This is a genomic window from Hydrogenophaga sp. L76, assembly GCF_057654755.1.
In genome coordinates, this window is sequence record NZ_CM172807.1 from 2,216,488 (window position 1) to 2,242,474 (window position 25,987).

General features: G+C 66.5%; 26 protein-coding genes and 1 pseudogene. 12 read left to right on the forward strand and 15 right to left on the reverse strand.

From position 1 onward, the window contains the following. Nucleotides 1-90: 90 nt before the first annotated feature. The 4 genes from tfpB to AC23D4_RS10585 form a co-directional block, all read right to left on the reverse strand. The gene (gene tfpB / locus AC23D4_RS10570) at nucleotides 91-1,926 is read right to left on the reverse strand and encodes a type IV pilus assembly ATPase TfpB (protein WP_472890090.1); all 1,836 of its coding nucleotides are present in this window, start codon (nucleotides 1,924-1,926) and stop codon (nucleotides 91-93) included. A 7-nt stretch (nucleotides 1,927-1,933) separates the two neighbouring features. Continuing rightward, nucleotides 1,934-2,716, reverse strand: a complete 783-nt coding sequence (locus AC23D4_RS10575; protein WP_472890089.1) for a class I SAM-dependent methyltransferase — start codon at nucleotides 2,714-2,716, stop codon at nucleotides 1,934-1,936. Between the two features lie 498 nt (nucleotides 2,717-3,214). Further along, on the reverse strand, nucleotides 3,215-3,712 hold the full coding sequence (locus AC23D4_RS10580) for a DNA-deoxyinosine glycosylase (RefSeq protein ID WP_472890088.1): 498 nt from the start codon (nucleotides 3,710-3,712) through the stop codon (nucleotides 3,215-3,217). Beyond that, on the reverse strand, nucleotides 3,709-4,563 hold the full coding sequence (locus AC23D4_RS10585) for a TatD family hydrolase (RefSeq protein ID WP_472890087.1): 855 nt from the start codon (nucleotides 4,561-4,563) through the stop codon (nucleotides 3,709-3,711). Before AC23D4_RS10585 ends, AC23D4_RS10580 begins: the two co-directional genes overlap by 4 nt. A gap of 73 nt (nucleotides 4,564-4,636) precedes the next feature. Here AC23D4_RS10585 and AC23D4_RS10590 point away from each other — a divergent pair, with 73 nt between their 5' ends. Beyond that, on the forward strand, nucleotides 4,637-5,065 hold the full coding sequence (locus AC23D4_RS10590; protein ID WP_472890086.1) for an META domain-containing protein: 429 nt from the start codon (nucleotides 4,637-4,639) through the stop codon (nucleotides 5,063-5,065). A 4-nt stretch (nucleotides 5,066-5,069) separates the two neighbouring features. On the opposite strand, the gene lolD is transcribed toward AC23D4_RS10590, so the two are convergent. Beyond that, nucleotides 5,070-5,744: a lipoprotein-releasing ABC transporter ATP-binding protein LolD gene (gene lolD / locus AC23D4_RS10595; RefSeq protein ID WP_472890085.1), complete on the reverse strand. Its 675-nt coding sequence runs from the start codon at nucleotides 5,742-5,744 to the stop codon at nucleotides 5,070-5,072. 7 nt (nucleotides 5,745-5,751) lie between these two features. Beyond that, complete coding sequence (locus tag AC23D4_RS10600; protein WP_472890121.1) at nucleotides 5,752-7,008, reverse strand: lipoprotein-releasing ABC transporter permease subunit; 1,257 nt, start codon at nucleotides 7,006-7,008, stop codon at nucleotides 5,752-5,754. Nucleotides 7,009-7,052: 44 nt separating this feature from the next. Here AC23D4_RS10600 and AC23D4_RS10605 point away from each other — a divergent pair, with 44 nt between their 5' ends. Further along, the gene (locus AC23D4_RS10605; RefSeq protein WP_472890084.1) at nucleotides 7,053-8,060 is read left to right on the forward strand and encodes a phosphoglycerate mutase; all 1,008 of its coding nucleotides are present in this window, start codon (nucleotides 7,053-7,055) and stop codon (nucleotides 8,058-8,060) included. Beyond that, nucleotides 8,057-9,793 carry a single-stranded-DNA-specific exonuclease RecJ gene (gene recJ / locus AC23D4_RS10610; protein WP_472890083.1) on the forward strand — a complete coding sequence of 579 codons (1,737 nt, stop codon included), beginning with the start codon at nucleotides 8,057-8,059 and terminating at the stop codon, nucleotides 9,791-9,793. Before AC23D4_RS10605 ends, recJ begins: the two co-directional genes overlap by 4 nt. A 326-nt stretch (nucleotides 9,794-10,119) precedes the next feature. On the opposite strand, the gene AC23D4_RS10615 is transcribed toward recJ, so the two are convergent. Both AC23D4_RS10615 and AC23D4_RS10620 read right to left on the reverse strand, forming a co-directional pair. Beyond that, nucleotides 10,120-10,869, reverse strand: coding sequence for a LytR/AlgR family response regulator transcription factor (locus AC23D4_RS10615; protein ID WP_472890082.1), 750 nt, complete (start codon nucleotides 10,867-10,869; stop codon nucleotides 10,120-10,122). Nucleotides 10,870-10,905: 36 nt separating this feature from the next. Next, complete coding sequence (locus tag AC23D4_RS10620) at nucleotides 10,906-11,967, reverse strand: sensor histidine kinase (protein ID WP_472890081.1); 1,062 nt, start codon at nucleotides 11,965-11,967, stop codon at nucleotides 10,906-10,908. A gap of 121 nt (nucleotides 11,968-12,088) precedes the next feature. Between AC23D4_RS10620 and argH the strand changes: the two genes are divergently transcribed. Continuing rightward, nucleotides 12,089-13,540: an argininosuccinate lyase gene (argH, locus tag AC23D4_RS10625; protein WP_472890080.1), complete on the forward strand. Its 1,452-nt coding sequence runs from the start codon at nucleotides 12,089-12,091 to the stop codon at nucleotides 13,538-13,540. Between the two features lie 13 nt (nucleotides 13,541-13,553). On the opposite strand, the gene AC23D4_RS10630 is transcribed toward argH, so the two are convergent. Continuing rightward, nucleotides 13,554-13,898, reverse strand: coding sequence for a DUF805 domain-containing protein (locus tag AC23D4_RS10630; protein WP_472890079.1), 345 nt, complete (start codon nucleotides 13,896-13,898; stop codon nucleotides 13,554-13,556). 149 nt (nucleotides 13,899-14,047) lie between these two features. Between AC23D4_RS10630 and AC23D4_RS10635 the strand changes: the two genes are divergently transcribed. The 3 genes and pseudogenes from AC23D4_RS10635 to AC23D4_RS10645 all read left to right on the forward strand — a co-directional run. Next, nucleotides 14,048-14,551, forward strand: coding sequence for a bacteriohemerythrin (locus AC23D4_RS10635; protein WP_472890078.1), 504 nt, complete (start codon nucleotides 14,048-14,050; stop codon nucleotides 14,549-14,551). Between the two features lie 202 nt (nucleotides 14,552-14,753). After that, nucleotides 14,754-15,554 carry a Crp/Fnr family transcriptional regulator gene (locus AC23D4_RS10640; protein ID WP_472890077.1) on the forward strand — a complete coding sequence of 267 codons (801 nt, stop codon included), beginning with the start codon at nucleotides 14,754-14,756 and terminating at the stop codon, nucleotides 15,552-15,554. Nucleotides 15,555-15,700: 146 nt separating this feature from the next. Further along, nucleotides 15,701-16,774 (forward strand): annotated as a pseudogene (locus tag AC23D4_RS10645) (MFS transporter); the annotation flags it as partial. Between the two features lie 45 nt (nucleotides 16,775-16,819). Here the strand turns inward: AC23D4_RS10645 and AC23D4_RS10650 are convergent. Further along, nucleotides 16,820-18,186 (reverse strand): IS3 family transposase gene (locus AC23D4_RS10650; RefSeq protein ID WP_472887530.1). Its coding sequence is split into 2 segments (ribosomal slippage): nucleotides 16,820-17,697 and nucleotides 17,697-18,186, totalling 1,368 coding nucleotides; the frame shifts between segments, so codons are not numbered across the junction. A gap of 36 nt (nucleotides 18,187-18,222) precedes the next feature. Between AC23D4_RS10650 and AC23D4_RS10655 the strand changes: the two genes are divergently transcribed. Next, nucleotides 18,223-18,675 (forward strand): MFS transporter, encoded by a 453-nt coding sequence (locus AC23D4_RS10655; RefSeq protein WP_472887531.1) that lies wholly within the window; start codon nucleotides 18,223-18,225, stop codon nucleotides 18,673-18,675. 220 nt (nucleotides 18,676-18,895) lie between these two features. On the opposite strand, the gene AC23D4_RS10660 is transcribed toward AC23D4_RS10655, so the two are convergent. Together AC23D4_RS10660 and AC23D4_RS10665 are read right to left on the reverse strand one after the other, a co-directional pair. Further along, nucleotides 18,896-18,985, reverse strand: a complete 90-nt coding sequence (locus tag AC23D4_RS10660; RefSeq protein WP_472887532.1) for a YlcI/YnfO family protein — start codon at nucleotides 18,983-18,985, stop codon at nucleotides 18,896-18,898. 86 nt (nucleotides 18,986-19,071) lie between these two features. After that, nucleotides 19,072-19,281, reverse strand: a complete 210-nt coding sequence (locus AC23D4_RS10665; RefSeq protein ID WP_472887533.1) for a YjfB family protein — start codon at nucleotides 19,279-19,281, stop codon at nucleotides 19,072-19,074. A 164-nt stretch (nucleotides 19,282-19,445) separates the two neighbouring features. Here AC23D4_RS10665 and AC23D4_RS10670 point away from each other — a divergent pair, with 164 nt between their 5' ends. Further along, complete coding sequence (locus AC23D4_RS10670) at nucleotides 19,446-19,985, forward strand: GNAT family N-acetyltransferase (protein ID WP_472887534.1); 540 nt, start codon at nucleotides 19,446-19,448, stop codon at nucleotides 19,983-19,985. 92 nt (nucleotides 19,986-20,077) lie between these two features. Further along, entirely contained in the window at nucleotides 20,078-20,650 is a 573-nt protein-coding gene (locus AC23D4_RS10675) for a hypothetical protein (RefSeq protein WP_487623730.1), read from the forward strand. 89 nt (nucleotides 20,651-20,739) lie between these two features. Here AC23D4_RS10675 and AC23D4_RS10680 read toward each other — a convergent pair whose 3' ends face one another. Next, the gene (locus AC23D4_RS10680; protein ID WP_472887536.1) at nucleotides 20,740-21,321 is read right to left on the reverse strand and encodes a TetR/AcrR family transcriptional regulator; all 582 of its coding nucleotides are present in this window, start codon (nucleotides 21,319-21,321) and stop codon (nucleotides 20,740-20,742) included. 102 nt (nucleotides 21,322-21,423) lie between these two features. On the opposite strand from AC23D4_RS10680, the gene AC23D4_RS10685 reads away from it, so the two are divergent. Continuing rightward, nucleotides 21,424-22,011 carry an NAD(P)H-dependent oxidoreductase gene (locus tag AC23D4_RS10685; protein ID WP_472887537.1) on the forward strand — a complete coding sequence of 196 codons (588 nt, stop codon included), beginning with the start codon at nucleotides 21,424-21,426 and terminating at the stop codon, nucleotides 22,009-22,011. An 87-nt stretch (nucleotides 22,012-22,098) separates the two neighbouring features. Here the strand turns inward: AC23D4_RS10685 and AC23D4_RS10690 are convergent, their stop codons facing one another. Then, nucleotides 22,099-22,605, reverse strand: a complete 507-nt coding sequence (locus tag AC23D4_RS10690) for a hydrolase (RefSeq protein WP_472887538.1) — start codon at nucleotides 22,603-22,605, stop codon at nucleotides 22,099-22,101. 157 nt (nucleotides 22,606-22,762) lie between these two features. Further along, on the reverse strand, nucleotides 22,763-24,286 hold the full coding sequence (locus tag AC23D4_RS10695; RefSeq protein WP_472887539.1) for an AMP-binding protein: 1,524 nt from the start codon (nucleotides 24,284-24,286) through the stop codon (nucleotides 22,763-22,765). A gap of 117 nt (nucleotides 24,287-24,403) precedes the next feature. Here AC23D4_RS10695 and AC23D4_RS10700 point away from each other — a divergent pair, with 117 nt between their 5' ends. Continuing rightward, entirely contained in the window at nucleotides 24,404-25,981 is a 1,578-nt protein-coding gene (locus AC23D4_RS10700; RefSeq protein ID WP_472887540.1) for a bifunctional aminoglycoside phosphotransferase/ATP-binding protein, read from the forward strand. Nucleotides 25,982-25,987: the final 6 nt, after the last annotated feature.

Consider the following 25,987-nt stretch of genomic DNA (forward strand, 5'->3'; position numbering starts at 1 on the left):
GAAACAGCCCCCTCGGGGGGCAGCGACCCGCGCAGCGGTGGAGCCCCGGACTGGCACCATCGGTGACAGTCCGCAAGGGGGCGATTGCCTTCAGCCGCTCACGGGCGGCGTGCAGGCCAGCACCTCGTCCAGCGTCGTCAGGCCTTCAGCCACGCGCGCCGCCCCGGCCAGGCGCAGCGGCCGCATGCCGTCCTTCACCGCCTGGCTGCGCAATGCTTCGAGCACCGGCTCGCGGCTCACCTTGCTCTTGAAGGTCTCGGTGACCACGAGCAGTTCGTACAGGCCCATGCGACCGTGGTAGCCAGTCATGCGGCAATCGACACAGCCCACCGGTCGATAGGGCCGGTACTTGCCGCTGATCTGCCAGGGCTTGACCAGCTCGGCCAGGGCTTCGCGCGACGCCGTGGTGCCTGCATCGTCCTCGCGCACGCGGCAGGCCTGACACAGGGTGCGCACCAGGCGCTGCGCCAGCACACCAAGCACGGTGGCGTTGATCAGGTAAGGCGGGATGCCCAGCTCCATCAGCCGCATGATGGCGCTGGGTGCGTCGTTGGTGTGCAGCGTGGTGAACACCAGGTGGCCGGTCAGCGCGGCCTGCACCGCCATCTCGGCGGTGGGCAGGTCGCGCACTTCGCCGACCATGATGATGTCCGGGTCCTGCCGCATCAGGGCGCGCAGGCCCTGGGCAAAGTCCAGGTCCAGGTGCGGCTGCACCTGGGTCTGGTTGAAGGCGGGCTCGATCATCTCGATCGGATCTTCCACCGTGCTCACGTTCACCTCTTCGGTCGCCAGGCGCTTGAGCGTGGCGTAGAGCGTGGTGGTCTTGCCCGAGCCGGTCGGTCCGGTCACCAGCACGATGCCGTAGGGCTTGCTGGTGAGCGACTGCCAGCGCTGGGCGTCGTGCGGCGCAAAACCCAACGCGCTCAGGTCCTTCACTGTGGCTTCGGGATCAAAAATGCGCATCACCAGCTTCTCGCCAAAGGCGGTGGGCAGGGTGGACAAGCGCATCTCGACCTCGTCACCGCGCACCGCGCTCGCGCCCGTGCCCGTACCGGGGCGCAGGGTCTTGATGCGGCCATCCTGCGGACGGCGCTTTTCCACCACGTCCATGCGGCCCAGCAGCTTGATGCGCGCGATCATCGCGTTCATCACGCCCATGGGCATCTGGTAGACCGGGTGCAGCACGCCGTCGATGCGAAAACGGATCACGCCCTGCTCGCGCCGCGGCTCCAGATGGATATCGCTCGCACGCTGGTCGAAGGCGTATTGCCAGAGCCAGTCCACCACCTGCACCACGTGCTGGTCGTTGGCATCGAGCTGCTTGTTGGCCTTGCCGAGTTCAACCAGTTGCTCAAAGCTGCCAAACCCTCCCTGGCCACCCAGCTTGCTCGCCGCACGAACCGATCGGGCGAGAGCGAAAAACTCGGCCGTGTAGCGCGCCACGTCCTGCGGACTCGCCAGCACCAGGCGCACGCTCTTGCGCGTCTGCCTCTCCACCTCGGGCACCCAGTCGCGGATGAAGGGCTCGGCCGTGGCCACCACCACCTCGGCCACACCCACCTGCACCGGCAGCACCTTGTGGCGCTCGGCGTAAGCCGCGCTCATCACGTCAGCCACCTTGCCCACGTCGACCTTCAGCGGATCGATGCGGAAATAATCCATGCCACTGTGTCCGGCCAGCCACTGCGTGAGCTGCTCGATGTCAAGCACATGTCCGTCGGCCTCGCGCGCCACGCCCACCACCGCAAGCCGCTGCAGCGGGTGCTGGGCGCTGTGCGCCGACGCACAACGCGCCACCGTGCGGGCCGCCTCGTCCGCCGAGATCACGCCATCTTCGCGCAGCCAGCCCACCAGCGTGCGCCAGTCGAGCGGCCCGGGTTCGTGAGCGGGCCTGGGCGCAGGGGCCTTGGTGGTGGTGGTTTTCATGACACGTTCAGTCAACCGGTTTGAAAATGCGCAGCCATTTGACCGCTGGCAGGCGCCAGCGCGACTGGATTTCTTCGGCCCGCGCCAGCAGCGCCATGCGCGTGGGACGGTCGGCGGTGCGTTGCGCGAGCACGATGGTGTTGCCCTCGCGCGTGGGCTTGAAAGCCCAGACCGCGCCTTCACCAAACGCCGCGCAGATACTCTGCAGCGAGCGCTCGTAGCTTGCGTCGCGGCCAAAGAGGTTCACCGTCATGACGCCCTCGTCGGTCAGCACCGAGCGGCAGTCGGCGTAGAAATCGGGGCTGTCGAGCACGGGTGCGGCGGCCTCGTGGTCGTACAGATCGACCTGCAGCGCGTCGATCTGGCCGGTGTGCGCCGGGTTGCGGATTTCCTGCTCCGCATCGGCCAGCAGCACGCGCAGGCGCGGGCCGTCGGGCGGCAGCTTGAACCAGCCACGGCAGGCCGCGAGCACCTGCGGGTTGATCTCGATCGCCGTGGTGTCCATGCGCAACTGCTTGAAGTGGAACTTGGTCAACGCGGCCGAGCCCAGCCCGAGCTGCATGGCGCGGCGCTTGCCCACCGAATCGGGCTCCACGAACAGCAGCCAGGCCATCATGCGCTGCACATAGTCGAGCTCGATGTCGAACGGCGCGTCGATGATCATCGAGCCCTGGATCCACTCGGTCCCCAGGTGCAGGAAACGCACCTCGCCGTCTTCGGACATGGTCACGTCGGGCAGGGTCTGCGGCCCGGTGCGGCGGCGGGCCGTGGCATTGGCTCCGCTCTTCATGCGCGCGCTCCCTTTCGGTCACCACACCACAGGCGGGGGAACCGTGCCACGGGGTGGCGGGCGGGCGAACCCCCTGAATCCGTCGCTGCGCGGACGGGCAACCAATACGGCATCTTTGTCACTTCTGGAACTGCAAAGCGATCATTATGAACAGGGAAGCCGTCTGGGCTTTTCTCGCGCCGGTTGGCTTTTCTTCTGGGCTCGTGTTTCTGGCCAACATCGCGCCAGGACGCCGCCGCCGCGCGGCCGACTCCGCGAATGTCCCCCGGGCCGTTCCGGCCCTCCTCCTTTACTTCGCTGCGTCAGCCACCCGACGTCGACGTCCCAACCACCATTTCTCAGTTCGACGCTGGATCACCCCCACGTCTCCAGCTTGCTGTGGCGGTGCGTTCTGCATAGCGAAGTAAAGGAGGAGGCACGGCGAAGCCGGGCCGGGGGACATGAGCGGCGCAGAGCGCACCGTCGCAGCAAGCCCGCGAGGTCCAGGAGCGAAAGGCTTTATGCAGCAACCCCATGCCGCCGCAACACCTCGGCCCACGCAGCGAGCTTGCGATCAAACGACCAGCTCGCGTTGGCCGGGCTGGTGGACGGCAGTTTGTACACCGGCAACCCGAAGGCCGACGTGTGCTTGGCGTGCCGGAAGCTCTCACCCCCGTTGTGCGCAATCGCCTCCAGCATCGGGCACTGCCGCTGCACCGCAGCGAAGTCGTTGAGTTCGGCGGCGCGGATGTCGGCGTCCAGACTGCCCTCGCGCTCACAGGCGCCGTACACGTCCCACAGCCCCAGGCCATGCTCGTGCAGCGCGGCGATGCGCTCGGCATACGGCAACGCGATCAGCGGCTGCTGCCAGAGCGCCCCCAGGATCTTCCAGAACTGGTTCTGCGGATGGCCGTAATACTGCTGCGCGCGCAGCGATGCCACACCCGGGAAACTGCCCAGCACCAGCAGGCGCGTGCGCACGTCCAGCACCGGCGGCAAACCCTGCAGGCGGCTCAAGCCACGGCCCCTCCCGCTGCCAAAGCCGCCAGTTTCGGCAGCGCAACCAGGGCGTTGGCGCTGGTCGCCCGCGCCAGCTCATCGGTTGGCACACCCCGCAGATCCGCCACCACCTGCCCAATGCGCGGCAGCTCGGCCGGCGTGTTGACCCCCTGCGAGCGCCCGTCTGCGCGCTCCGCCGCCGTTGCATACAGCCAGTGCGGCGGGATGTCGGGCGCGTCGGTCTCCATCACCAGCGCCGACAGCGGCAACTCGGCGGCCAGCCGGCGCAGTTTCAGCGCCGGATCGAACGTGACCGCGCCGCCGAAGCCGAGCTTGAAGCCAAGATCGAGAAAAGCCTGTGCCTGCTGTGCGCTGCCGTTAAAAGCGTGGGCAATGCCGCCCGCCACCGGCAGCTCGCGCAACGCGCCCAGCAAGGCGTCGGCGCTGCGCCGCACGTGCAGGATCACCGGCAGGCCGTGCTTGCGCGCCAGCCGCAGCTGCGCGCGGTAGAAGCGGGCCTGGCGCTCGCGCATGGCGGGCTCGCACAGCGCGGGCACGAAGAAGTCCAGCCCGATCTCGCCCACCGCCACCAGCCGCGGATCGTCGCGGTGTTCGGTCAGCACCGCGTCCAGCGCATCCAGGTCTTCGTCCCGCGCCTGTGGCACGCACATCGGATGGATGCCCAGCGCGTAGGCGTCGCCCAGCCGGTGTGCCAGCCGGCGCACGGTGTCGAAGTTGCTGCGCTCCACCGCCGGGATCACGCACAAGCCCACGCCCAGCCCACGCGCCCTCTCGCGCGCCTCCACCGCCAGCGCGTGTTCAGCGCCGAATTCGGGAGCGTCGAGGTGGCAATGGGTGTCGATCCACATGGCGGTATAACCTTGATTGTGCCGCCTGAAGCGTGCCCGATGTGGGGCACACCGTGCGGCCCCGGAGCCCCCGATGTCCCATTCGACCTCTTGTTTCGTCCGCCCCTTCGCCTGCTTGGCCATCTCCCTCTCGCTGGCCGCCTGCGCCGGACAGCCCGCCGCGCCCTCGCTCACGGGCACCGAGTGGCGGCTGGAAGCCCTGGGCGACAGCGCCGTGATGGAGCGCTCGCAGGCGACGCTGATCTTCCCCGAGGCGGGTCGCGTCGCCGGCAACGGTTCGTGCAACCGCTTCTTCGGTTCGGTCCGCATCACGCAGGGCCACATCGGCTTTGGTCAGATGGGTTCGACCAAGATGGCCTGCATGGGGCCGGCGAACGAGCAGGAGGCGCGCTATCTCGCTGCCCTGCAGAAGGCCGAGCGCTACGAGCTGCAGGGCCGCACGCTGCTGATCCACGTGAACGGCATGGCGCAGCCGCTGCGCTTCGCCCAGACCGCACCCTGAACCCTCAGGTCAGCACGCCGGTAGTCAACCGCAGCACGCGCCCGCAGCGCGCCGCCAGCGTCTCGTCGTGGGTAACGACGATGAAGGCCGTGCCCTGATCGCGGGCGAGCTGCATCATGAGTTCGAACACACCGTCGGCGGTGGCGCGATCGAGGTTGCCGGTGGGTTCGTCGGCCAGCACACAGGCCGGCTGCGTCACCAGCGCGCGCGCGATGGCCACGCGCTGGCGTTCTCCACCCGACAGTTCGGACGGTCGGTGGTGCAGGCGCCCGGCCAGCCCGACGCGCGTCAGGGTCCGGGTGGCGATTTCGGCCGCTTCAGCACGCGGCAGGCGGCGGATCCACAGCGGCATCGCCACGTTGTCGCGCGCGCTGAATTCGGGCAGCAGGTGGTGGAACTGGTAGACGAAGCCCAGGTGCCGGTTGCGCAGCGCCCCCTGCTGCGTCGCGCTCAGGCCCGACATCGTCTGCCCCATGAGTTGCACGCTGCCGCTGGTGGGCGCGTCCAGGCCGCCGAGCAGGTGCAGCAGCGTGCTCTTGCCCGAGCCGGAAGCGCCGACGATGGCCACGGTTTCGCCCTGGCGCACCGTCAGGTCCACGCCCTGCAGCACGGTCACATCGAGCCGGCCTTCGGAGAAACGTTTGGTCAGGCCGGTGGCCTGGAGAACAACGGGAGACATGGGCTGGTCACTCATAACGCAGCGCCTCCGCGGGGTTCACGCGGCTCGCACGCCAGCTCGGGTAGATGGTCGCCACAAACGACAGCACCAGCGAAATCAGGCCCACCGGCAGGATGTCGCCCTGTTGCGGATCGCTGGGCATGCTGCTGATGAGGTACACGTCCTGGGGCAGGAAGCTCGCGCCCAGCAGGCGCTCCAGCGCGGGCACAAGGGTATCGATGTTGAAGGCCACGCCCAGCCCCAGCAGCAGGCCGGCGCCGGTGCCGATGATGCCCACCATCGCGCCCTGCACCATGAAGATGCCCATGATGCTCTGCGGGCTGGCGCCCAGCGTGCGCAGGATGGCGATGTCGGCGCGCTTGTCGGTCACCGTCATCACCAGCGTGGACACGAGGTTGAACGCCGCCACCGCCACGATCAGCGTGAGGATGATGAACATCATGCGTTTTTCCAGCTGAACCGCCGCGAACCAGCTGCGGTTCTGGCGCGTCCAGTCGCGCACCAGCAGGCCCGGATCGAGGTCGGCGGCGATGGCAATCGCCACCTCGCGCGCGGCGTGCAGGTCCTTGATCTTCACGCGCACACCGGTGGGCCCTTCGACGCGGAAGATGCGCGCGGCGTCTTCCTGGTGCAGCAGGGCCAGCGCCGAGTCGTATTCGAAGTGGCCCGAATCGAAGGTGCCGACCACCGTCATCTGGCGGATGCGCGGCACCACGCCGGCGGGCGTCACCTGACCGCTGGGTGCGATCAGGGTCACCGTGTCGCCGGTGCCCACCCCCAGGCTGCGTGCCAGCTCGCCGCCCAGAATGACGCCGAACGCACCCGGCACCAGCCGCGGCAACACGGTGTCGGCCAGATCGGCTGCGAGGTCCGTCACCTTGGGCTCCAGCGCCGGATCGATGCCCCGGACCAGCGCGCCCTTCATGTCCTCACCCCGCGCCATCAGCGCCTGAGCGCCCACGAAAGGCGCCGCGCCCAGCACCTCGGGATGCCGCTCGATGGTGGCCAGCGTGGCCGCCAGGTCGGGGATCGCCTGGCCACCCGGCTCGAAAATTTCTATGTGCGAAAGCACGCCCAGCATGCGGTCGCGCACCTCCTTCTGGAAGCCGTTCATCACCGACAGCACGATGATGAGCGCCGCCACGCCCAGCGCAATGCCCAGCATGGACACGCCCGAGATGAAGGAGATGAAGCCGTTGCGCCGGGTGGCGCGGCCGGCGCGGGTGTAGCGCCAGCCGAGTATGAGTTCGTAGGGGGTTTGCATCATGAAGTCCAGGGCGGATTGTGGCATCCCCGACAATCGCACCCATGTCCGTTGCCTCCATGGCCCCAGAAGCCCTGTCCTCTCTGCCCAAGCACTTGCTGATCCCGTTTGCCAGCGCCAGTGCGCTGGAGTGCCAGACCGTGCTGAACAGCCTGAACCTGCCGAACCTGGGGGCCTTGCTGGCTGAGCTGGCACCTGCGACCACCGACAGCGGTGACGAGCACTCGCTGAGCCTGCCGCACGAGCGCGCGCTGGCGCAGATCCGGGGCCTGGTGAAGGCCGATGGTTCAGCCTGTGACGACGGCCAGATCCCCTGGGCCGCCGCCGGGAGTGCCGAACCCGCCACGCCACAGGCCTGGTTCAGCCCCTGCCATTTCCAGATCGGCACGGATCACGTGAGCCTGCTGCCGGGCGAGCAGATCGGCTTGACCAATGAAGACGCCCGTGGCCTGTTCGACGCATTCAAGCCCTATTGCGCCGAAGACGGCATCACCCTGCGCTTTGAGTCGGCCACACTCTGGCACGCCAGCGGCGAGCCGCTGCGCGGCATCGCCTGCGCCAGCCTGGACCGCGTGAGCGGCCGCCCGGTGGACAGATGGATGCCCCAGAGCCCCGCCAACCCGGCCGGCAGCCAGCTGCTCAAGCGCCTGCAGAGCGAAGCACAGATGCTGTTCTACACGCACCCGGTGCACGATGCGCGCACCGCGCGGGGCCTGTTGCCGGTCAACGGTTTCTGGATCAGCGGTGCGGGGGCCCTGGAAGCACCCGCACCGCTGCGACCCGCACCCACCGTCCCCAATACCCTGCGCCAGGCCGCGCTGCGCGCCGACTGGACGGCCTGGCAACAGGCCTGGGCGCAGCTCGACGCCACCGAGATCAAAACCCTGCTGGACGCCGCCCGTCGTGCTGAGCCGGTCACGCTCACGCTCTGCGGCGAACGTGGCGCGCAGACCTGGGTCAACGCCCCACACGGCGCCGGCGCGCGCCTGGGACGCCTGTTCAAAAAACTGCTGGGCAGTGAACCTGCCTGGAAAGCCCTCGAAACCCTATGAAGATCATCACCCGCGATGTCCCCCCCCGCGCCGCCTGGGCACTGGAGCAAGGCGGCGTGCACCCGCTGCTGGCGCGCCTGTTTGCCGCGCGCGGCATCACCGCCAAGGAGCAGCTCGACGACGCGCTCTCGCTGCTGCTGCCGCCGTCTTCCATGAAGGGCGCACAGGAAGCCGCCCGCGCGCTGGCCGACGCCATGGCGACCAACAAAGCCATCTGCATCGTCGCCGACTATGACTGCGACGGCGCCACCGCCTGCGCCGTGGGCCTGCGCGGCCTGCGCCTGCTGGGCGCGCCCATGGGTTTTGACCGCGTGAACTACCTGGTGCCCGACCGCGTGACCGACGGCTACGGCCTCACGCCCGCCATCGCGAAGCGTGTGAAGGCGCAAGGTGCCGACCTGCTGGTGACGGTGGACAACGGCATCGCCAGCCTCGACGGCGTGGGCGCCGCGCGCGAGTTGGGCCTGCAGGTCATCGTGACCGACCACCACCTGCCCGCGCTGAAAGGCGGCGAGGTCGTGGTGCCCGCCGATTGCGTGATCGTCAACCCCAACCAGCCGGGTTGCGATTTCGAGAGCAAATCGATTGCTGGCGTCGGCGTGATGTTCTATGTGTTGCTGGCGCTGCGCGCCGAATTGCGTGAGCGCGGCGTGTTTGATGCGAAGTCACAACCGAAGATCGACACGCTGCTGCCCCTGGTCGCCTTGGGCACGGTCGCCGACGTGGTGAAGCTTGACGCCAACAACCGCCGCCTCGTGGCCCAGGGCCTGAAGCGCGTGCGAGCCGGCGCCATGCCGCCGGGCATGACGGCGCTGTTCAACGTGGTCGCGCGCCAGCCTCAAAAAGCCACCAGCTTCGACTTCGGCTTTGCGCTGGGCCCGCGTCTGAACGCCGCCGGCCGCCTGGCCGACATGACGCTGGGCATCGAGTGCCTGACCACCGACGATGGCCTGCGCGCCGACGAACTGGCGCGCACGCTCGATGGCATCAACCGCGAGCGCAAAGCGATTGAAGGCGAGATGCGCGACCAGGCGCTGATGCTGGCCGAAGAGATGTTCGACGAATCCGAAGAGCCGCCACCGGCGCTGATCGTCTTCGACCCGGACTTCCACGAAGGCGTGGTCGGCATCGTCGCTTCGCGCCTGAAGGACAAGATGCACCGGCCCACCTTCGTGTTCGCCGCCAGCGGCGCCGAGGGCAAGGAAAACGAGCTCAAGGGCTCGGGCCGCTCCATTCCCGGCTTCCACCTGCGCGACGCGCTCGACCTCGTGGCCAAGCGCCACCCGGGCGTGTTGCTGCGCTTCGGCGGCCACGCCATGGCGGCGGGTTGCACCATCGACGAAGAACACCTGGACATTTTTGAAGCCGCGCTGCAGCAGGTGGCGCACGAATGGCTCGACGCCGCCACGCTGCAGCGCCGCATGGAAGCCGACGGCGCGCTCGACAAGCAGTACCGCCGCACCGACCTGGTGGACACGCTGCACCACGAGGTGTGGGGCCAGGGTTTTGCGCCGCCGGTGTTCTGCGAAGAGCTGCAGATCGTGTCGCAGCGTCTCGTGGGCGAGAAGCACCTTGCTCTCAAGATGAAGCACCAGGGTGACCCGGTGGACGGCATCTGGTTTGGGCATACCGAGCCATTGCCTGAACGGGTGAAGCTGGCGTTCCGGCTGGATGCGGATGAGTGGCAGGGTCAGCGACGCGTGCGCTTCCTCATTGAGGCGGCTGAGGTCTGAGCCTCTTGCGTTGCACCTCGCACGCTGGCGAGACCATGGCGCTCTGCGCCGCTCATGTCCCCCGACTGCCTGCGGCCGTCTCCTCCTTTACTTCGCTATGCAGAACGCCATGTCCTCGCCAGCCAGAGCCGCGTGGGCGTTCCAGCATTGAGCAGTCCGTTCGCCATGGAGGTCATCGGCAAACGGGGTGACTGATGCAGCGAAGTAAAGGAGGAGGCGGCTTCAGCCGCCGGGGGACATGAGCGAAATCGGTCGCCCCGCTTGCCGATGACCGGTGCTACCGGAGACCGAAGCAGCTCAAGAACCGGAGCAACGCAAGCAAAAACTCAGCTCATCAACGCTTCACGAACAGCCGCCAGCTGACGACGCGAAACCGACAGACGCTCGTCCACCCCATCGAGCCGCACCGTCCAGCCCTCGCCGTCCACAGGATCGTTGTGCTTCTCCACCGCCCGCACTGCGCGGCGCGCCACCAGCGCATTGCGGTGCACCCGCACGAACAGGTGCGCGTATTTCTGCTCCAGATCGCTCAAGGCGCCGTCGTAGATGTGCTCCTTCTCCGCCGTGCGCACCGTGATGTATTTCAGCTCGGCCTTGAGGTAGATCACGTCCGACAGCGCCACGCGCTCGCTGCGCCCGCGCTCCTGGATCAGCAGGCAATCCGCTGCACCGTGCGCATCTGCCGCGGCGCCCTCGCCGCCCACACTGCGCAGGCGCTGCGCTTTCTGCAGCGCTTGCTGCAGGCGCTCCAGTCGCACCGGCTTGGTCAGGTAGTCGATGGCTTCCAGGTCAAACGCCTGCACCGCATGTTCAGCATAGGCCGTGACGAAAATGATCTGCGGCGGCGATACCATCTGACGCAGGCTGGCGGCCAGCGCCATGCCGTCGACACCGGGCATGTGAACATCCAGCAGCACCAGATCGCAGGCACTGCGCTGGATCTGCTCCATGGCCTGCACCGCGTTGGCCGCTTCGCCCACGATCTCGGTGCGCGGATCGGGGCAATCGCCCAGCAGCGTGCGCAGCCGCGAACGGGCCAATGTTTCGTCGTCAACGATCAAAACCTTCAATGCCATGCCACGCTCCCTTGCTGTCAGGCTCGAAACAACAGCTTATACCGGTATTTCAAGGCGAACCTGAAACACGCCATCGACCAGTGCGCTCTGAAACCGGCCCTGCACGTCGTGCAACAGGGCCAGGCGCTGGCGCACGTTGTCCAGCGCCAGCCCGTTGCCTCTGGTGCCGCTGCCCGCCGGCACGGTGTTGGTCACCTTGATCACCACCACGCTGCCACGCCGCTGCGTGCTGATGCGCACCACGGCACCGGTGGGGCTGGGCTCCACGCCGTGCTTGACCGCGTTTTCCACCAGCGGCTGAAGGATCAGCGGTGGCAGCCGGGCCTCGGAGGCCGACTCGTCGATGCTCCACTCCAGCCGCAGGCGAGCGCCAAAACGCACCTGCTCGATCGCCAGGTAGTGCCGGGCCAGCTCCAGTTCCTGGCTCAGCGGCACCGCTTCCTTGGAGTCAGCGAGTGCGTGACGGAACAGTTCGCTCAGGTCTTCGAGCAGGCGCTCGGCCTTGGCAGGCTCGGCCCGCACGAGCGCGATCGCGCTGTTGAGCGTGTTGAACAGAAAGTGCGGCCGGATGCGGGCCTGCAGCTCGGCCAGCCGCGCGGCGGTGCTCGCCGGTGTGCGGGCGCGGGCGCGCCAGACCAGCGCCGCCACCAGCACCGCGGCAAACAACGCACCCGAGGCCGCGCTGGCCAGCCAGGGCGCCGGATCCACCAGCCCCATCCAGTGCAGCAGCGCACAGCCATACAACGCCGCCAAGGCCCCCAACGAGGTGCCCGCGGTCCACTGCGCCGGCATCGGCAGGCGACCCAGAGGCCGCTTGAGGGCACACACGCCCAGCAACCAGACCAGTGTCGCGGGCAGGGCAGCGCCTGTCAGCATGGCCATCTGGCCGGCCCAGGCCCACCAGCCCTGGGCGTCAAACATTGCCGCCACCCACACGACGGCCTGCACGAACAGCACCGCCCGCAGCACCACGCCGACCTTGCAGGTGTCGAACACCAGTTCGCTGGCGCGCACCGGCTCGGGCATGCGCCGCAGGGGCCGCGTGCCGGACGCTGGTGCGAGGTCCTGGAAGCTCGATAAAATTCGGGAGTCTTGCATGGCTCGCACTATAGGCCGCGACCGCCCGATATGGGCAGCACAGATCCGTTTGTAAAACCCGGCCAGCCCGGCCCGGCGCACCCGCCGCCCTCCAATTCCCTACCCAGCCGCTGGCACCACCATGTCCACCAACCAACTCGACAAGAAATCCGAAGCCTGGTCCGCCCTATTCTCGGAGCCCATGAGCGAACTGGTCAAGCGCTACACCGCCAGCGTGTTTTTTGACAAACGCCTCTGGCTGGCCGACATCACCGGCAGCCTGGCACACGCGGAAATGCTGGCCGCACAGGGCATCATCGGCGCCGACGACCGCACGTCCATCGAACGCGGCATGGCGCAGATCCGCGCTGAAATCGAAAACGGCTCGTTCGAGTGGAAGCTCGACCTGGAAGACGTGCACCTGAACATCGAAGCCCGCCTGACCCAGCTGGTGGGCGACGCCGGCAAGCGCCTGCACACCGGCCGCAGCCGCAACGACCAGGTCGCCACCGACGTGCGCCTGTGGCTGCGCAGCGAGATCGACCTGATTTCTGACCTGCTGGTTGAACTGCAGACCGCGCTGGTGGACGTGGCCGAGCAGAACGTCGAGGTCATCCTGCCCGGCTTCACCCACCTGCAGGTGGCGCAGCCGGTGAGCTTTGCGCACCACCTGCTGGCCTATGTGGAAATGTTCGCCCGCGACGCCGAGCGTTTGGCCGACGTGCGCCGCCGCACCAACCGCCTGCCGCTGGGCAGCGCGGCGCTGGCTGGCACCACCTACCCGCTGGACCGTGAGCGCGTGGCCGTGAGCCTGGGCATGGTCGATGAACAAGGCAACCCGCAGGTCTGCCAGAACAGCCTGGACGGCGTGAGCGACCGCGACTTCGCCATCGAGTTCACCGCCGCCGCCAGCCTGTGCATGGTGCACATCAGCCGCTACAGCGAAGAGCTGATTTTGTGGATGAGCCAGAACTTCGGTTTCGTGAAGATCGCCGACCGCTTCACCACCGGCAGTTCGATCATGCCGCAGAAGAAAAACCCCGACGTGCCTGAACTCGCGCGCGGCAAGACCGGCCGCGTGTTCGGCCACCTCATGGGTTTGCTCACGCTCATGAAGGGCCAGCCGCTGGCCTACAACAAGGACAACCAGGAAGACAAGGAGCCGCTGTTCGACACCGTGGACACGCTCAAGGACACGCTGCGCATCTTTGCCGAGATGGTGGGCGGCCAGCTGAACCCCGCCACGGGCCAGAAGGAAGGCGGCATCACCGTCAACGCCATCGCCATGGAAGAAGCCGCCAAGAAAGGCTACGCCACCGCCACCGACCTGGCCGACTACCTGGTGAAAAAAGGCCTGCCCTTCCGCGATGCCCACGAGACCGTGGCCCACGCCGTGAAAGCCGCCACGAGTCACCAGTGCGATCTGTCCGAACTGCCGCTGGCGGTGCTGCAAAGCTTCAACGCCAGCATTGAAAAAGACGTCTACGAGTGCCTGAGCCTGCGCGGCAGCCTCAACGCCCGCAACACCCTGGGTGGCACCGCGCCGGCCCAGGTGCTGAGCCAGATCGCGCGCCACCGCGCCCGCCTGGCCTGATCGGGCGCCTGGTTCAGATTCCGGCGGTCAGCGGCCCGGCCGAACCGTATTCGTTGTCGCCCTGGCTGGGCTGCACGGTCCAGTAAATCATCAGGATCAGTCCCAGCAGGGGAATGAACCCCACCAGCTGCCACCAGCCACTCTTGCCGATGTCGTGCAGGCGGCGAGCCGCCGCGGCGATGGACGGCACCAGGATGGCGAGGCCGAAAACAGCGTTCAGACCATCGTTCACGGCCCCCGTGACCACCCCGCCCAGCACCACAAACAACACCCACCACCAGTATTCAGCGCGCGTCGCGCGGCCGCTGAAACTGGCGTACTTGGAAAAACAGGTCTTGATCGCGTCAACGAATCCCATGGGTTCCTCCTGGCTGTGGTGGCTGGAAAGCGCGGCCCGGCGGGTGCGCCGTCGCCATCATAGACGGCGCCCGCTGGCACAATCGGTGTCTTGCGGCGCTTGACCTTCATCAAGCCTTCCGGCCCACCCACCCCGTACAGTTGCGCCCCATGAACACCACCGCCACGCCCGAAGCCCCCGTCACCACCGGCCTGGAATGGGCCCCCGGCCTGCAGACCGGCGACGCCCGCATGGACGAGACGCACGAAGAGTTCGTCACCCTGCTCAACCAGCTGCTCGCCACCCCGCAAGACCAGCAGTTGCCGCTCTACCGCGCGTTTGTGGAGCACACCGCCGCCCACTTTGCGCAGGAAGAACGCTGGATGCTCGCCACCGGCTTCACCGCCGACAACTGCCACGCCTCGCACCACGCGACCATCATGGAAACGCTGCACGCGGTGATTCCCCACTATCAGAACGACGACCCGGAAATCATCACCCGCCTGGCCGAGGCGCTGGTCGAATGGTTCCCGCAACACGCCGCCAGCATGGACGCCGGCCTCGCCCTGCACCTGAAAGACGTGGGTTTCGACAGCCGCACCGAAACCCTGGCCGACCCGGACCGGGTGCGGCCGGCGACGATGAGCGGCTGCGGCAGCGTCAGCTGCAGCTGAAGACGCCCGCGCCGACCCGTCCAGCGGCCTGAGCGCGCAGTCGCGGGTAGCGCTTCACGTTGCTGAAGACGCGCACGACCTGGTGATGCCCCGTTCTTACAAGGTCTCTGTGCAGCCCGCAGACCCCGCACGCGCTGTGCGTGTATGCTCCACGCAATTTTGAGCGGGTGTCATACAAGCTCCAGCTTCCCAGAGCATCGAGATGTCCACCAAAACCAAAATCCAGCCTCATCCTCGGCAGAACCATCTGCTGGCCGCCTTGTCACCGGAAGTTCAGGACCGGCTGTTCCCCTATCTGGAACTGGTTGCGCTGCCGCTGCGCGGGCTCATGTACGAATCAGGGCGTCCCATGCGCCACGTCTACTTCCCCACCGACGCCATCGTCTCGCTGCAGTACGTGATGGAAAACGGCGCCTCCACCGCGATCCTTGTGGTGGGCAACGAAGGCCTGCTGGGCATCACCTTGTTCATGGGCGGCGAGAGCACGCCCAGCCGCTCGCTGGTGCAAAGCGCCGGTCATGCCTACCGCCTGCCCCGGTCGCGGGTGAAGGATGAGTTCAAGCGCCATGGCGAGTTGCTGGTGTTGATGCTGCGCTACACGCAGGCCCTGATCACACAAGTCGCCCAGACCGCCGTGTGCAACCGGCACCACGCCATCGACCAGCAACTCTGCCGCTGGCTGCTGCTGTCCATGGACCGGCTCTCCGGCAACCAGCTGACCATGACGCAGGAATTCATCGCCAACATGCTCGGTGTCCGCCGCGAGGGCGTCACCCAGGCGGCGCTGAAGCTGCAGCAACTGGGTGTGATTTCGTACGGACGCGGATTGATCAAGGTGCTGGACCGCCCCAAACTCGAAGCCCTGAGCTGCGAGTGTTATGCCGTGGTCAAGAAGGAAACCGACGTGCTGCTGCACTACGTGCCGCAACGCCAGGTGATCAAGGACGCCAGCAGCATTCCGACGGTGACCCTGCCCACGGGCAACGCTGTTCTATCGGCCTGAACGGAACCGCCCCTTCGCAGAGCCCGGATGTCGAAATCCGGACGGGGTGATCGTCGTGGTGTGAGGGGGCACTTCGTCCCTATCATTCGCCCTGGCCCCGCCTTCGTACCGGGCGGAACAGGTCTGTGCCCGATGCTGCCGATACCATGAATCCTGCCCCGTCCACCTTGCCGGACATCCCGCCCGCCCGGGCCGCCCGCCGCGAATGGTTCGGGCTGGCCGTGATCGCCCTGCCCTGCCTGGTCTACGCCCTGGACCTCACGGTGCTCAACCTGGCCGTGCCCGCGCTCAGCCGGGCGCTGGTGCCCAGCGCCTCGCAGCTGCTCTGGATCATCGACATCTACGGCTTCTTCGTCGCCGGCTTCCTGATCACCATGGGCACGCTGGGCGACCGCATCGGGCGCCGCCGCCTGCTGCTGATCGGCGCGGCCTTCTTCGCCGTGGCCTCGGTGCTGGCCGCGTTCGCGCGCACCCCCAACGAGCTGATCGTGCTGCGCGCGCTGCTGGGCATCGCCGGCGCCACGCTCGCGCCGTCCACGCTCTCGCTGATCCGCAACATGTTCCACGACGAGACGCAGCGCCAGTTCGCCATCGGCGTGTGGATCACCGCGTTCTCGGTCGGCAGCGCCATCGGCCCGCTGGTCGGCGGCTGGCTGCTGGAGCACTTCTGGTGGGGCTCGGTGTTCCTGCCCGCCGTGCCGGTGATGGCCCTGCTGCTGGTACTCGGGCCGCGCCTGCTGCCCGAGTACCGCGACGAGAACGCCGGCCGCATCGACGGGCCGAGCGTGCTGCTCTCGCTGGGCGCCGTGCTCAGCCTGATCTACGCCGTCAAGGCCATGGCCGAACACGGGCCGAGCTGGGGGCGGCTGGCCTTGCTGCTCGCCGGGCTGGCCCTCGGCGTGGCGTTCGTGCGGCGCCAGAAGCGCATCGACTACCCGCTGCTCGAACTGCGCCTGTTCGCCATCCCCAGCTTCCGCACCGCCATCATGGCCTACGGGCTGTCGTGCCTGGCCATGTTCGGCATCTACATCTTCATTGCCCAGCACCTGCAGATGGTGCTGGCGCTCTCGCCGCTGCAGGCCGGCTGGGCCACGGTGCCGTGGGCGGGCGGATTCGTGTTCGGCTCCCTGGTGCTGGCGCCCTGGCTGGCGCGGCGCTTCGGGCCCGGGCCGGTGATGGTGTGGTGCCTCGCGGCGGCGGCGGTCGGCATGCTGATGATGGTGGGGGCCGACTGAACTGACCCCAAGAAGTTGGACGGTTGGAAGCTAGGCACCCAAGGCCTGAGTTCGGTACTCCACCGGGCTCAGGCCTTTTAGTTTGAGCTTAATACGCTGGTGGTTGTAGTAGTGGATGTAGCGGCACAGTCCCTGTCGTAACTGCTGGACGTTGTCGAATTTGTTGAGACGGAAGAACTCCGATTTCAGCGTGCCGAAGAAGCTCTCCATCGCTGCGTTGTCCAGGCAGTTACCCCTGCGGGACATGCTTTGCGTCAGGCCTCGCTCGAGCAGCCGCTGTCGATAGGCCTCCATCTGGTACTGCCAGCCTTGGTCTGAGTGCATCATCGGAGCCTCCTGCGCAGTGAGCCGCGACAGAGCCTTCTTGAGCATGTTTCCCACCAGCGGGAAGAGCGGACGCTCGTTCATTTCATAAGCCACGATTTCTCCGTTGAACAGGTCCATCACGGGCGACAGGTACAGCTTCTCGCCGCGCACATTGAACTCGGTCACATCGGTCACCCATTTCTCGTTCGGACGCTCGGCCTCGAACCGACGATTGAGTAGGTTGGGCGTCGAGGCCATCTCGCCCCGATAGGAGCGATATCTCTTGGGTCGCACTAGCGACTTCAGGCCCAGGCTCTGCATCAGACGCTGCACCGTCTTGTGATTCACTATTTGGCCGCTGCGGCCGAGCTCGGCCGTGATGCGCCGGTAGCCATAACGCCCCTTGTGGCGTTCGTACACAGCTTGAATGCTGTCCTTCAATCCGGCGTATCGGTCGCCAGCCTGCAGCACCTTGGCTTGGTAGTAGAACGTGCTTCGCGACAGGCCTGCGGACTGCAGTAGTCGACGCAGCAGGAACTGTGGCCTCAGTTCGAGGACGGCTTGCGCTTTTTCAGCGCAGCTTGCCGATTGGCTCGAACCAAGGCCTCCAACTTTTTTAGGTAGGCCACCTCCGTACGTAGTTGCTCGTTCTCCTCGTGCAACTCTTGCAGCGAGCGCTTGTCGTCCGTCTGCGCGGGGGCGGCTGGCGCGGATTTGGGCTTGGGGGGCTTCATGGGAGGGCGGCCTCGGGGTTTGGGGTGGAGCGCTTGCAGGCCGCCCTCATCGTACTGGCGCCGCCACAAACCCACGATGCCTCCACCGCCACGCACATCAAAGAGCGTGGCCGCTTGCGTGTTCGACAACTCCCGAAGCTTGGCCTGGCGCAGTACGTTCAACTTGAACTCTGCGCTGTAGTAGCCCCCTGGCTTTCTGTGCAATCCTTTCAGACCATGGGCCATATAGCGGTCCACCCAGTTCGCGATGCTGTTTCGGCCTATCCCGTACTGCTTGGCCAAAGCCTTATGGCCCAGCGGCCCGGCCAGATACCTTTGAACAACTTCGAGCTTGAAGCTCTCACTGTGTTTCGTCATGAAAAACACCCCATCGATTGGATTGATGTCCAACCTTTGGGGTGCAGTTCAGACGGCCCCTGGGCGCTGTGGGTGCTGGTGGCCGGCATGGTCGTGGTCAGCCTGGGCATGGCGCCCGTGTTCGCCATCGGCACCGAACAGATCATCACCTCCGCGCCGCCCGAACGCGCGGGCGCCGCCTCGGCCATCGCCGAAACCAGCTCGGAATTCTGTGGCGCTTTGGGCATTGCGCTGTTCGGCAGCGCGGGCACCCTCATCTACCGCCAGCAACTCGCGCAGGCCGGCGGCAACAGCCTGCCCCCGGAAGCGCTCGCCACCCTGGGCGGCGCCCTCTCGGTGGCCGAACGCCTGCCCGCCGAAGCGGCGCAGACGCTGACCCTCATGGCCCGCGCCGCCTTCACCGACGCGCTGCAGTTCACCGCCCTCACCGGCAGCGCACTCATGCTGCTGGCCAGCGTGCTGGCGGCACGCATGTTGAGGCGACCGTAACGGCGGCGCTACCAGACCGCGAAACTCACCCCGGCACCCTCTTCTGCACATGTGCACGAGCCTGAGTCAGCATCCGACTCAGCTCGGCATGCACCTCATCCGCAGCAAAGTAAGCCCCCGTGGCCAGCGCCTTATCGCGCGACGCCAGCCCACGCACCACGAACTCGGCGCGGGTGCGTCGTCGCTTGATGGTTTCCCGAACCGAGGCCTCAATGAAACCCTACAAGGTCTCGCCCTCCTGCAGCACGCTTTGCGCGGCATCACGCAATTGGGGATCGACGCGCAGCGAAGGCAAGGTGGCAGCTTTCATGAGATGGGCTTGGTGCGTTGCAGATGCGCCGCATCTTAGGACCGCAGTGCATCAGGCACCAGCTCTGAGCGAGTACCGAGGCGGCCTCAAGCCAGCGCATTGACCTGCGTCCCCACCGCTCCACCGCTCGCCAGCGGCAGATCGCCCGCCACCGCGTTCAGCAGCGCCGCGGACGCCGACTCCTGCATGTCCATGGCTTTTTTCATGACGAGGATTTGCGCTTCCTGCGCGATCTGCCCCTGGCGCGTCTGAAGCACGCGGTCCATGAGCAAAGCGGGAGAAACGTCCATGTCCATGCTGAATCCTCGATAGGTGTTCGGTGTTTATCGGCCCCCTGCACAGACAACTTGACACGCACCGTCGCCCGCCCGTTCGTGTTGCTTGCCTCTCTGGTAACAAACCGTACACAATGGCCGCCGAGGCATCAGCCCACAACAACGCCGCCCAGGGAGGGGCGCCCATGAACGACGCCCAGCCGCGCCCGTTCCACGTCCGCATCGACCGCGAACTCACGCACCCGCAGGTGATCGCCCTGCTGGAAGAGCACCTCGCCGGCATGCGCGCCGAGTCGCCGCCCGAGTGCGTGTTTGCGCTGGACCTCGACGGCCTGCGCCGGCCGGAGATCACGTTCCTGACCGCCTGGCGCCGCGCGCCTTCTGATCCACCCGGCGCCGACAAAGGTGAACTGCTCGCCATGGGCGCCATCAAGGAACTGGCGCCCACCACCGCGTTCGGCGGCGGACACGGCGAACTCAAGTCCATGCGCACCAGCGCCCGCCACCTGCGCCAGGGCGTCGCCCAAGCCATCCTGACCGAACTGCTCAACCTCGCGCACCAGCGCGGCTATGTGCGGGTGAGCCTGGAAACCGGCAGCACGCCGGCGTTTGAACCGGCTATTGGCATGTACCGACGGTTCGGATTTGTGGAATGCGGGCCGTTTTCGGATTACCGGGAGGATCCGTTCAGTCGGTTTATGACGATGACTCTGGCGCGAAAATGAAAGAGTCCCCACATCTCTATCGCTTCCGCGAGGCAAAAGACAAGACCTGACCCCAACTCCCCCACAACCCAAAAATTGGAGATATGTACAACATGGAGCCGATACCTTCAATTGCAGACTCGATGCATGGCATCAACACCAGTCTGGCTTTGATCGCTGACGGAATGAGTCGACATGGCTTTTTGGACTCTCAATGGTTTTCGGCTTTAATAGGCGCAGCGGCTGCCATATTTATATTTTTGGTTGAGAAGATTTTCTCTTGGAAAAAACGTGAAGCAGAAAAGTTGTTAGATTATTGCAAATGGCTGAATGAACAGTGGACATTCCGTTCGCCTGACATCCTTCTGGATGATGCTCGATCGACAGTTTATGGGCACGTTGTAGAGAACAGTTTGACCGGTGAGAGAGCAGTTGTACCAGAGAAGCCGATGGGCGACAAAATGATAATCGCACTCCGCCGTAATTTAAAGTGGTGGCGACAACCCAATCGTAGATTGCATAAATACTTCAATGAATATGAAAACTCACTTCGAAAATTTAATGAACTTCAGGGAAACCAACCTGAGGTGGAGCGAGAGTTAATTAAAAATTCGCTAGATTCTTATGAAAAAATAGATCGCTATGCTTTTGCAGTCACGGGCGAGAACGAACATACCGTGGACTAGTTAGTCAGTCGAAGGAAGCAACGAGGTCAGGTCTTCCCTATTGCCCCGTGTCCTGCAAAGCGATCCGTCAAACCTCGTCCACAGCCAGCTCACCCCTCCACAGGCGCCAACCAAGCCCGCAAGTAAGGCTGCAGCCGAGCCTTCATGGTCTTGTCCTTGTGCAGGGCGCAGAAGTTCAGCGCCAGGGTCTGCATCAGAAAGGCCTCGACGCCCTCGACCAGGATCTCGATCGGCACGTCTTTGCGGAACGCGCCCTGCACCAGCCACTGACCCACGAGCTCGCCGAGCCGGCCGAAGCTGAGGGCAATGGGGCCGATCTCTTCCACCGCCATGGCGCCCGAGCGCCGCATGATGAGGTCGAACACATAGCGCTCGGACGACATCAGCTCCACCAGCGGCATCAGGCGCTGGGCCAGCTGGTCCGCGTCGCGCGGCGCCGGTTCGGCCGCCATGCGGTCGAGCAGGGTCTCGATGCGCTGGCCGATGAGCAGGTCCATCAGCTCGTCCTTGTCCTTGAAATGGGCAAAGAACGTGCCCTTGGCCACGCCCGCGGCTTGTACGGTTTCTTCGATGCGCAGGGCCTCGAAGCCTTTTTCGGCGACGAGTTGGTCCGCCACCGAGGTCAGTCGGGAGCGGGTTTCAAGGGTTCGCTGCTGGACGGCTTTTTTCATGGGGCATGGGCGGCCATAAAGTGACCTCAGTCAATTTATATTGACCTTGGTCATTTTTTGATCTATAAATTTGACTCCGGTCAATTTTATAGGAGCACGCCCGTGAAACGCATCTTCATTCTCAACGGCCACCCGGCCGAACGTTCGCTGTCCCGCACCCTGGTGGAGGCCTATGCCAACGCCGCGCGCCAGGCCGGGCACGAGGTTCGACTCACCCACCTGCACGACCTGGCGTTCGACGCCGACTTCGGCTGGGTCGACTACCAGCAACCCAAGGCGCTGGAGCCCGCGCTGGAGCAACTGCTGCAAGACCTGTCGTGGAGCGAGCACTTCATGATGTCCACGCCCATGTGGTGGGGCGGGCTGCCCGCCAAGCTCAAAGGCCTGTTTGACCGGGCACTGCTGCCCGGCCGGGCCTTCGACACCCGCAAGAAGAGCCTGCTCGGCCTGCCGCTGCCGATGCTGACGGGCCGCAGTGCGCGCGTGGTGATCACCTCCGACACGCCGGGCTGGTTCATGCGGCTGGCCTACAGGAACGCCCTGATCTGGCAGCTGCGCGGGCAGATCCTGGAGTTCGTCGGCCTCAAGCCCACCCGGCTGACGCACCTCGGGCCGGCCAGCGAGGCCAAGCCCGAGCAGGTGCAGCGCTGGGTGAAGCAGATCCAGGACCTGGGCGCGCAGGCGGCTTGATGGGAACGGATCACGAGGCAGAAGGCGTCGAGCGCCTGGCGAACAACGGGGTCTTGCCTTTTGCCCCGCCCCCCGCAAGCCGATCCGTCAGACCTCGGCAACACCCACCACGTAGTTCTTCCCATAGGCCTTCGCGCATTTCGGGCAGGTGGTGTAGAAAAACCAGATCGATTTCGGCTCGCTGCCGCGGGCGCGAGCCAGCTCTGCCATGGCCTCGTGCCAGTGGCGGGCCTCTTGGTAGGGGCCTTCAAAGACCTTGGTGACGAAGTCGCCCGAGAGCGTGGTCATCTCTTCTTCCGGTACCGCCTTTGGCACCGCGAACAAATGCTCTCCGGCGAAAGATGATGTGTCGCGCGAGAGCACGATGGTGTCCGACCCGTCAATGGCGCCGGCGTCTTCCATGTGTTTCTGCACGCGCGAGAAAACCCTGCCCATGTCAATGGGCACGTGCATCAGGCTGTGCGTCTTGGCACGCACGAACGGTTTGTCACGAAAGTGGAGCTCCTGCGCATCCCAACCGTCGGGGTTGAACTTGAAGCAGCAGCCGGTTGTGTTGACCGACATGTCGTAGTGAGGGAGTGCGTTGGTCTGCATGATTGATCCTCCTGTTTGAAAAGCCTGATGTCTTTCAATCAAGGCAAGCGGGTCGGTGGCACCGGCCCGGCGCGTGGCGCACGCACCGCCCTCCTTATATGCCGCAAGAAGCCAGCACGATTGAGCTTCATCAATGGACCCGCGCTCGCTTGCCGATCTACAGCCGCTCCCGCAACACCGTCTTCAACACCTTCCCGTAGCTGTTCTTCGGCAGCGCGTCCACGATCTCATAGCGTTTGGGCCGCTTGAAGCGGGCGATCTGTTCCAGGCAGAAGGCGTCGAGCGCTTTTGAACTCAGCGCCGCCCCCGGCTGCGGCACCACGAAGGCCACCACGATTTCGCCCCACTCGGGGTCGGGGGCGCCGACCACGGCCACTTCGGCCACGCCGGGCGCGGTGAGCAGCACCTCCTCCACCTCGCGCGGGTAGATATTGCTGCCGCCGCTGATGATGAGGTCCTTGCTGCGGTCCTTGAGGGTGAGGAAGCCGTCGATATCGAGCGCGCCCATGTCGCCGGTCCAGAGCCAGCCGTCGCGCACGGCAGCGGCGGTGGCTTCGGGGTTGCGCCAGTAGCCGGCCATGACGCTGTCGCCCTGGATCAGCACTTCGCCCACTTCGCCCGGCGGCAGCGGCTCGCCGTCTGGCCCGGCCACTCGGATGCGCACGGGCGTCTGCGCCACGCCCACGGAAGCGATGCGCTCGGCGTAGCGCGGGTGCGCCGTGTCGGCCAGGTGCGCGCGGCTGAGGGCGGTGCCGACCATGGGGCTTTCGCCCTGGCCGTAGATCTGCACGAAGCGCGGGCCCATGACGCGCAGGGCGCGCTGGATGTGTGCCGCGTACATGGGCGCGCCGCCGTAGACGATGGTCTTGAAGCTTTCACCGCACTTCTGGGGCGTGAAGCCCTGCGCCTCGGCCTCGTCGACGATGCGTTTGACGATGGTCGGCGCAGCGAACAGCGAGAGCGGCCCGAGCTGGCGGCCGAGCGCGAACAGCTCGGCCGCGTCGAAGCCGCCCGAGGCGGGCACCACGTGGCGCGCGCCGGCCATGAGGTGCGGGATGGCGTAGAGGCCGGCGCCGTGCGACATGGGCGCGGCGTAGGCGATGGCGTCGCCGGCCGCGATGGCGTCCACGTCGTTGAAGTAGGTCAGCCCCATGGTGAGCAGGTTACGGTGCGTGAGCATCACGCCCTTGGGGCGGCCGGTGGTGCCGCTGGTGTAGAACAGCCAGGCGGTGTCTTCGGCGGCGCGTTCTTCGATGGCGGGCAGGGCTTCGCCCTCTTCCAGCCACGCGGTGCAGGCGGCGGATTCGGCGTCCATCACGCCGTCCAGCCCGGTGAGCGCCGCAGGGTCGGGCGCCACGTCGCTGGTCACGAAGGCCCAGCGCGCGGCCGAGTTCTCCACGATCCACTGCACTTCTTTCAGGTGCAGCTTGGCGTTGACCGGCACCACCACCAGCCCGGCCCACCAGGCGCCGAACATCAGCTCCAGGTAGCGCGGGTGGTTGCGCATGAAGAGCACAACGCGGTCGCCGGGCGCCAGACCGGCAGATAGAAGGTGAGCGCCCACTCGCGTGGCGTGATCTTCCCACTGGCCGTGGGTAGCCACGCACCGGGCGCCGCTGAAGATGGCGGGGCGCGCAGGTTCTTGAAGCGCCACGCGTTCGAGCAGGTGGGCGAGGTTCATGGTTGCTGTCTCCGGGCGTCGTTATGGGGGTCGCTGGGAAATCATTTTCACCTCTGAAGCAGCCAGGAAAGAAGGGTGTCAGGCAGCGTCAGGGGGAGCTGGCTTACAGTGGCTCGCATGAACGATGCGCTGCCGCCCTTGATCACCGCCCTGCTGGAGCCGGCGCGGTACGCCGCCGTGCAGCCGCAGCCGGTGGAGCGCGTGGAGCTGATGGAAACGCACGGCGCCTGGGTGTTGCTGGCGGGGGATTTCGCCTACAAGATCAAGAAGCCGGTGCGTTTTCCCTTCATGGATTTCAGCACCCTGGCCCTGCGCCGCCAGGCCAGCGAGACCGAGATCCGGGTGAACCGGCGCTTCCAGAATCTCGACCGCCCCGCGACGCAGCTCTACCTGGGCGTGTTGCCCATCGTGGGCACGCCCGCGGCGCCGCGCTGGGGCGAGCCCGGCAAGGCCGACGCCGGGCAGGCGATCGAGTTCGCGGTGCAGATGCGCCGCTTCGACGAGGCGGCCCGGCTGGACCACCTGTGCGAGCGCGGCGCGCTGACGCCCGAACACATGAGCGGGCTGGCGCGGCGCATGGCGGCGTTTCAGGCCCGGGCCGCGGTGGCCGGCAACGGTGACCCCTGGGGCCACCCGACCGCGGCCATGCGCTGGCCGCGCGACAACTTCAGCACCCTGCGCACGGCCCTGACCGACCCCGCCGACGCCGCCCTGGTGCGCGAGCTGAGCGACTGGACCGAGCAGCGCTTCAACGCCATCGAACCGCTGCTGTCCCGGCGCCGGCAGAAGGGCCGCGTGCGCGAGGGGCATGGCGATCTGCACCTGGCCAACCTGGTGCTGATCGAGGACGAGGTCTTGCCCTTCGACGCCATCGAGTTCAACGACGGCTTGCGCTGGATCGACGTGGCCAACGACATGGCCTTTGTCTGGATGGACCTGCTGGCCCACGGCCGCCCCGGCCTGGCCAACGTGCTGCTGAGCGCCTGGCTCGATGCGAGCGGCGATGTGTCTTCGCACACCGTGTGGACCTTCTTCGCCAGCTACCGCGCCGGGGTGCGCGCCAAGGTGGCGGCGATACGACTGGGGCAGCTGGGTGGCGCAGGCGCCTCGCCCGAAGCCGACGCGTGTCTGGCCGAAGCCCGGCGCTACCTCGCGCTGGCGCGCGACATCGCCCACCCACCCGCACCGCAACTGCTCATCACCCACGGCCTCTCTGGCAGCGGCAAGACCTGGGCCTCCAGCCGCTGGCTCGCCGCCGAGACCAGCGGACGCGCGATCCGCCTGCGCTCCGACGTGGAGCGCAAGCGCCTGCACGGCATGAGTGCGCTGGCGGCCAGCGGCTCGGGTCTGAACGCCGGGCTCTACAGCCCGCAGGCCCACGTCGACACCTACGCCTCGCTGCTGTCGCGAGCGCGCATGCTGCTCGCCGACGGCTGGACGGTGCTGGTGGATGCGGCTTTTCTGCGCGCGGCCGAGCGCGCCGATTTCGCGGCGCTGGCGCAGGGCGCGGGCGTGCCGTTTCACATCCTCGCCTGCGAGGCGCCGGTGGACGTGCTGCGCGCGCGCATCACCGAGCGGCAGGCGCGCGGCGCCGATGCGTCGGAAGCCACCGTGGCGGTGCTGGAACAGCAGCTGGGCTGGCTGGAACCGCTGTCGGACGCCGAGCGGGCGCAGGCCCTGCCCGCCGCCAGCTGAAGCGCG

Excerpts from the sequence above, each read along its gene's own strand:
- AC23D4_RS10590 (WP_472890086.1), top strand. The coding sequence starts at position 4,637 with ATGTCCCATTCGACCTCTTGTTTCGTCCGCCCCTTCGCCTGCTTGGCC.
- AC23D4_RS10670 (WP_472887534.1), top strand. The coding sequence starts at position 19,446 with ATGAACGACGCCCAGCCGCGCCCGTTCCACGTCCGCATCGACCGCGAA.
- AC23D4_RS10615 (WP_472890082.1), bottom strand. The coding sequence starts at position 10,869 with ATGGCATTGAAGGTTTTGATCGTTGACGACGAAACATTGGCCCGTTCG.
- AC23D4_RS10660 (WP_472887532.1), bottom strand. The coding sequence starts at position 18,985 with ATGAAAGCTGCCACCTTGCCTTCGCTGCGCGTCGATCCCCAATTGCGT.
- AC23D4_RS10640 (WP_472890077.1), top strand. The coding sequence starts at position 14,754 with ATGTCCACCAAAACCAAAATCCAGCCTCATCCTCGGCAGAACCATCTG.
- AC23D4_RS10675 (WP_487623730.1), top strand. The coding sequence starts at position 20,078 with ATGGAGCCGATACCTTCAATTGCAGACTCGATGCATGGCATCAACACC.
- AC23D4_RS10665 (WP_472887533.1), bottom strand. The coding sequence starts at position 19,281 with ATGGACATGGACGTTTCTCCCGCTTTGCTCATGGACCGCGTGCTTCAG.
- AC23D4_RS10630 (WP_472890079.1), bottom strand. The coding sequence starts at position 13,898 with ATGGGATTCGTTGACGCGATCAAGACCTGTTTTTCCAAGTACGCCAGT.
- AC23D4_RS10695 (WP_472887539.1), bottom strand. The coding sequence starts at position 24,286 with ATGAACCTCGCCCACCTGCTCGAACGCGTGGCGCTTCAAGAACCTGCG.
- AC23D4_RS10605 (WP_472890084.1), top strand. The coding sequence starts at position 7,053 with ATGTCCGTTGCCTCCATGGCCCCAGAAGCCCTGTCCTCTCTGCCCAAG.
- argH (WP_472890080.1), top strand. The coding sequence starts at position 12,089 with ATGTCCACCAACCAACTCGACAAGAAATCCGAAGCCTGGTCCGCCCTA.
- AC23D4_RS10600 (WP_472890121.1), bottom strand. The coding sequence starts at position 7,008 with ATGCAAACCCCCTACGAACTCATACTCGGCTGGCGCTACACCCGCGCC.
- tfpB (WP_472890090.1), bottom strand. The coding sequence starts at position 1,926 with ATGAAAACCACCACCACCAAGGCCCCTGCGCCCAGGCCCGCTCACGAA.
- AC23D4_RS10700 (WP_472887540.1), top strand. The coding sequence starts at position 24,404 with ATGAACGATGCGCTGCCGCCCTTGATCACCGCCCTGCTGGAGCCGGCG.
- AC23D4_RS10620 (WP_472890081.1), bottom strand. The coding sequence starts at position 11,967 with ATGCAAGACTCCCGAATTTTATCGAGCTTCCAGGACCTCGCACCAGCG.
- AC23D4_RS10585 (WP_472890087.1), bottom strand. The coding sequence starts at position 4,563 with ATGTGGATCGACACCCATTGCCACCTCGACGCTCCCGAATTCGGCGCT.
- AC23D4_RS10575 (WP_472890089.1), bottom strand. The coding sequence starts at position 2,716 with ATGAAGAGCGGAGCCAATGCCACGGCCCGCCGCCGCACCGGGCCGCAG.
- AC23D4_RS10690 (WP_472887538.1), bottom strand. The coding sequence starts at position 22,605 with ATGCAGACCAACGCACTCCCTCACTACGACATGTCGGTCAACACAACC.
- lolD (WP_472890085.1), bottom strand. The coding sequence starts at position 5,744 with ATGTCTCCCGTTGTTCTCCAGGCCACCGGCCTGACCAAACGTTTCTCC.
- AC23D4_RS10680 (WP_472887536.1), bottom strand. The coding sequence starts at position 21,321 with ATGAAAAAAGCCGTCCAGCAGCGAACCCTTGAAACCCGCTCCCGACTG.
- AC23D4_RS10635 (WP_472890078.1), top strand. The coding sequence starts at position 14,048 with ATGAACACCACCGCCACGCCCGAAGCCCCCGTCACCACCGGCCTGGAA.
- recJ (WP_472890083.1), top strand. The coding sequence starts at position 8,057 with ATGAAGATCATCACCCGCGATGTCCCCCCCCGCGCCGCCTGGGCACTG.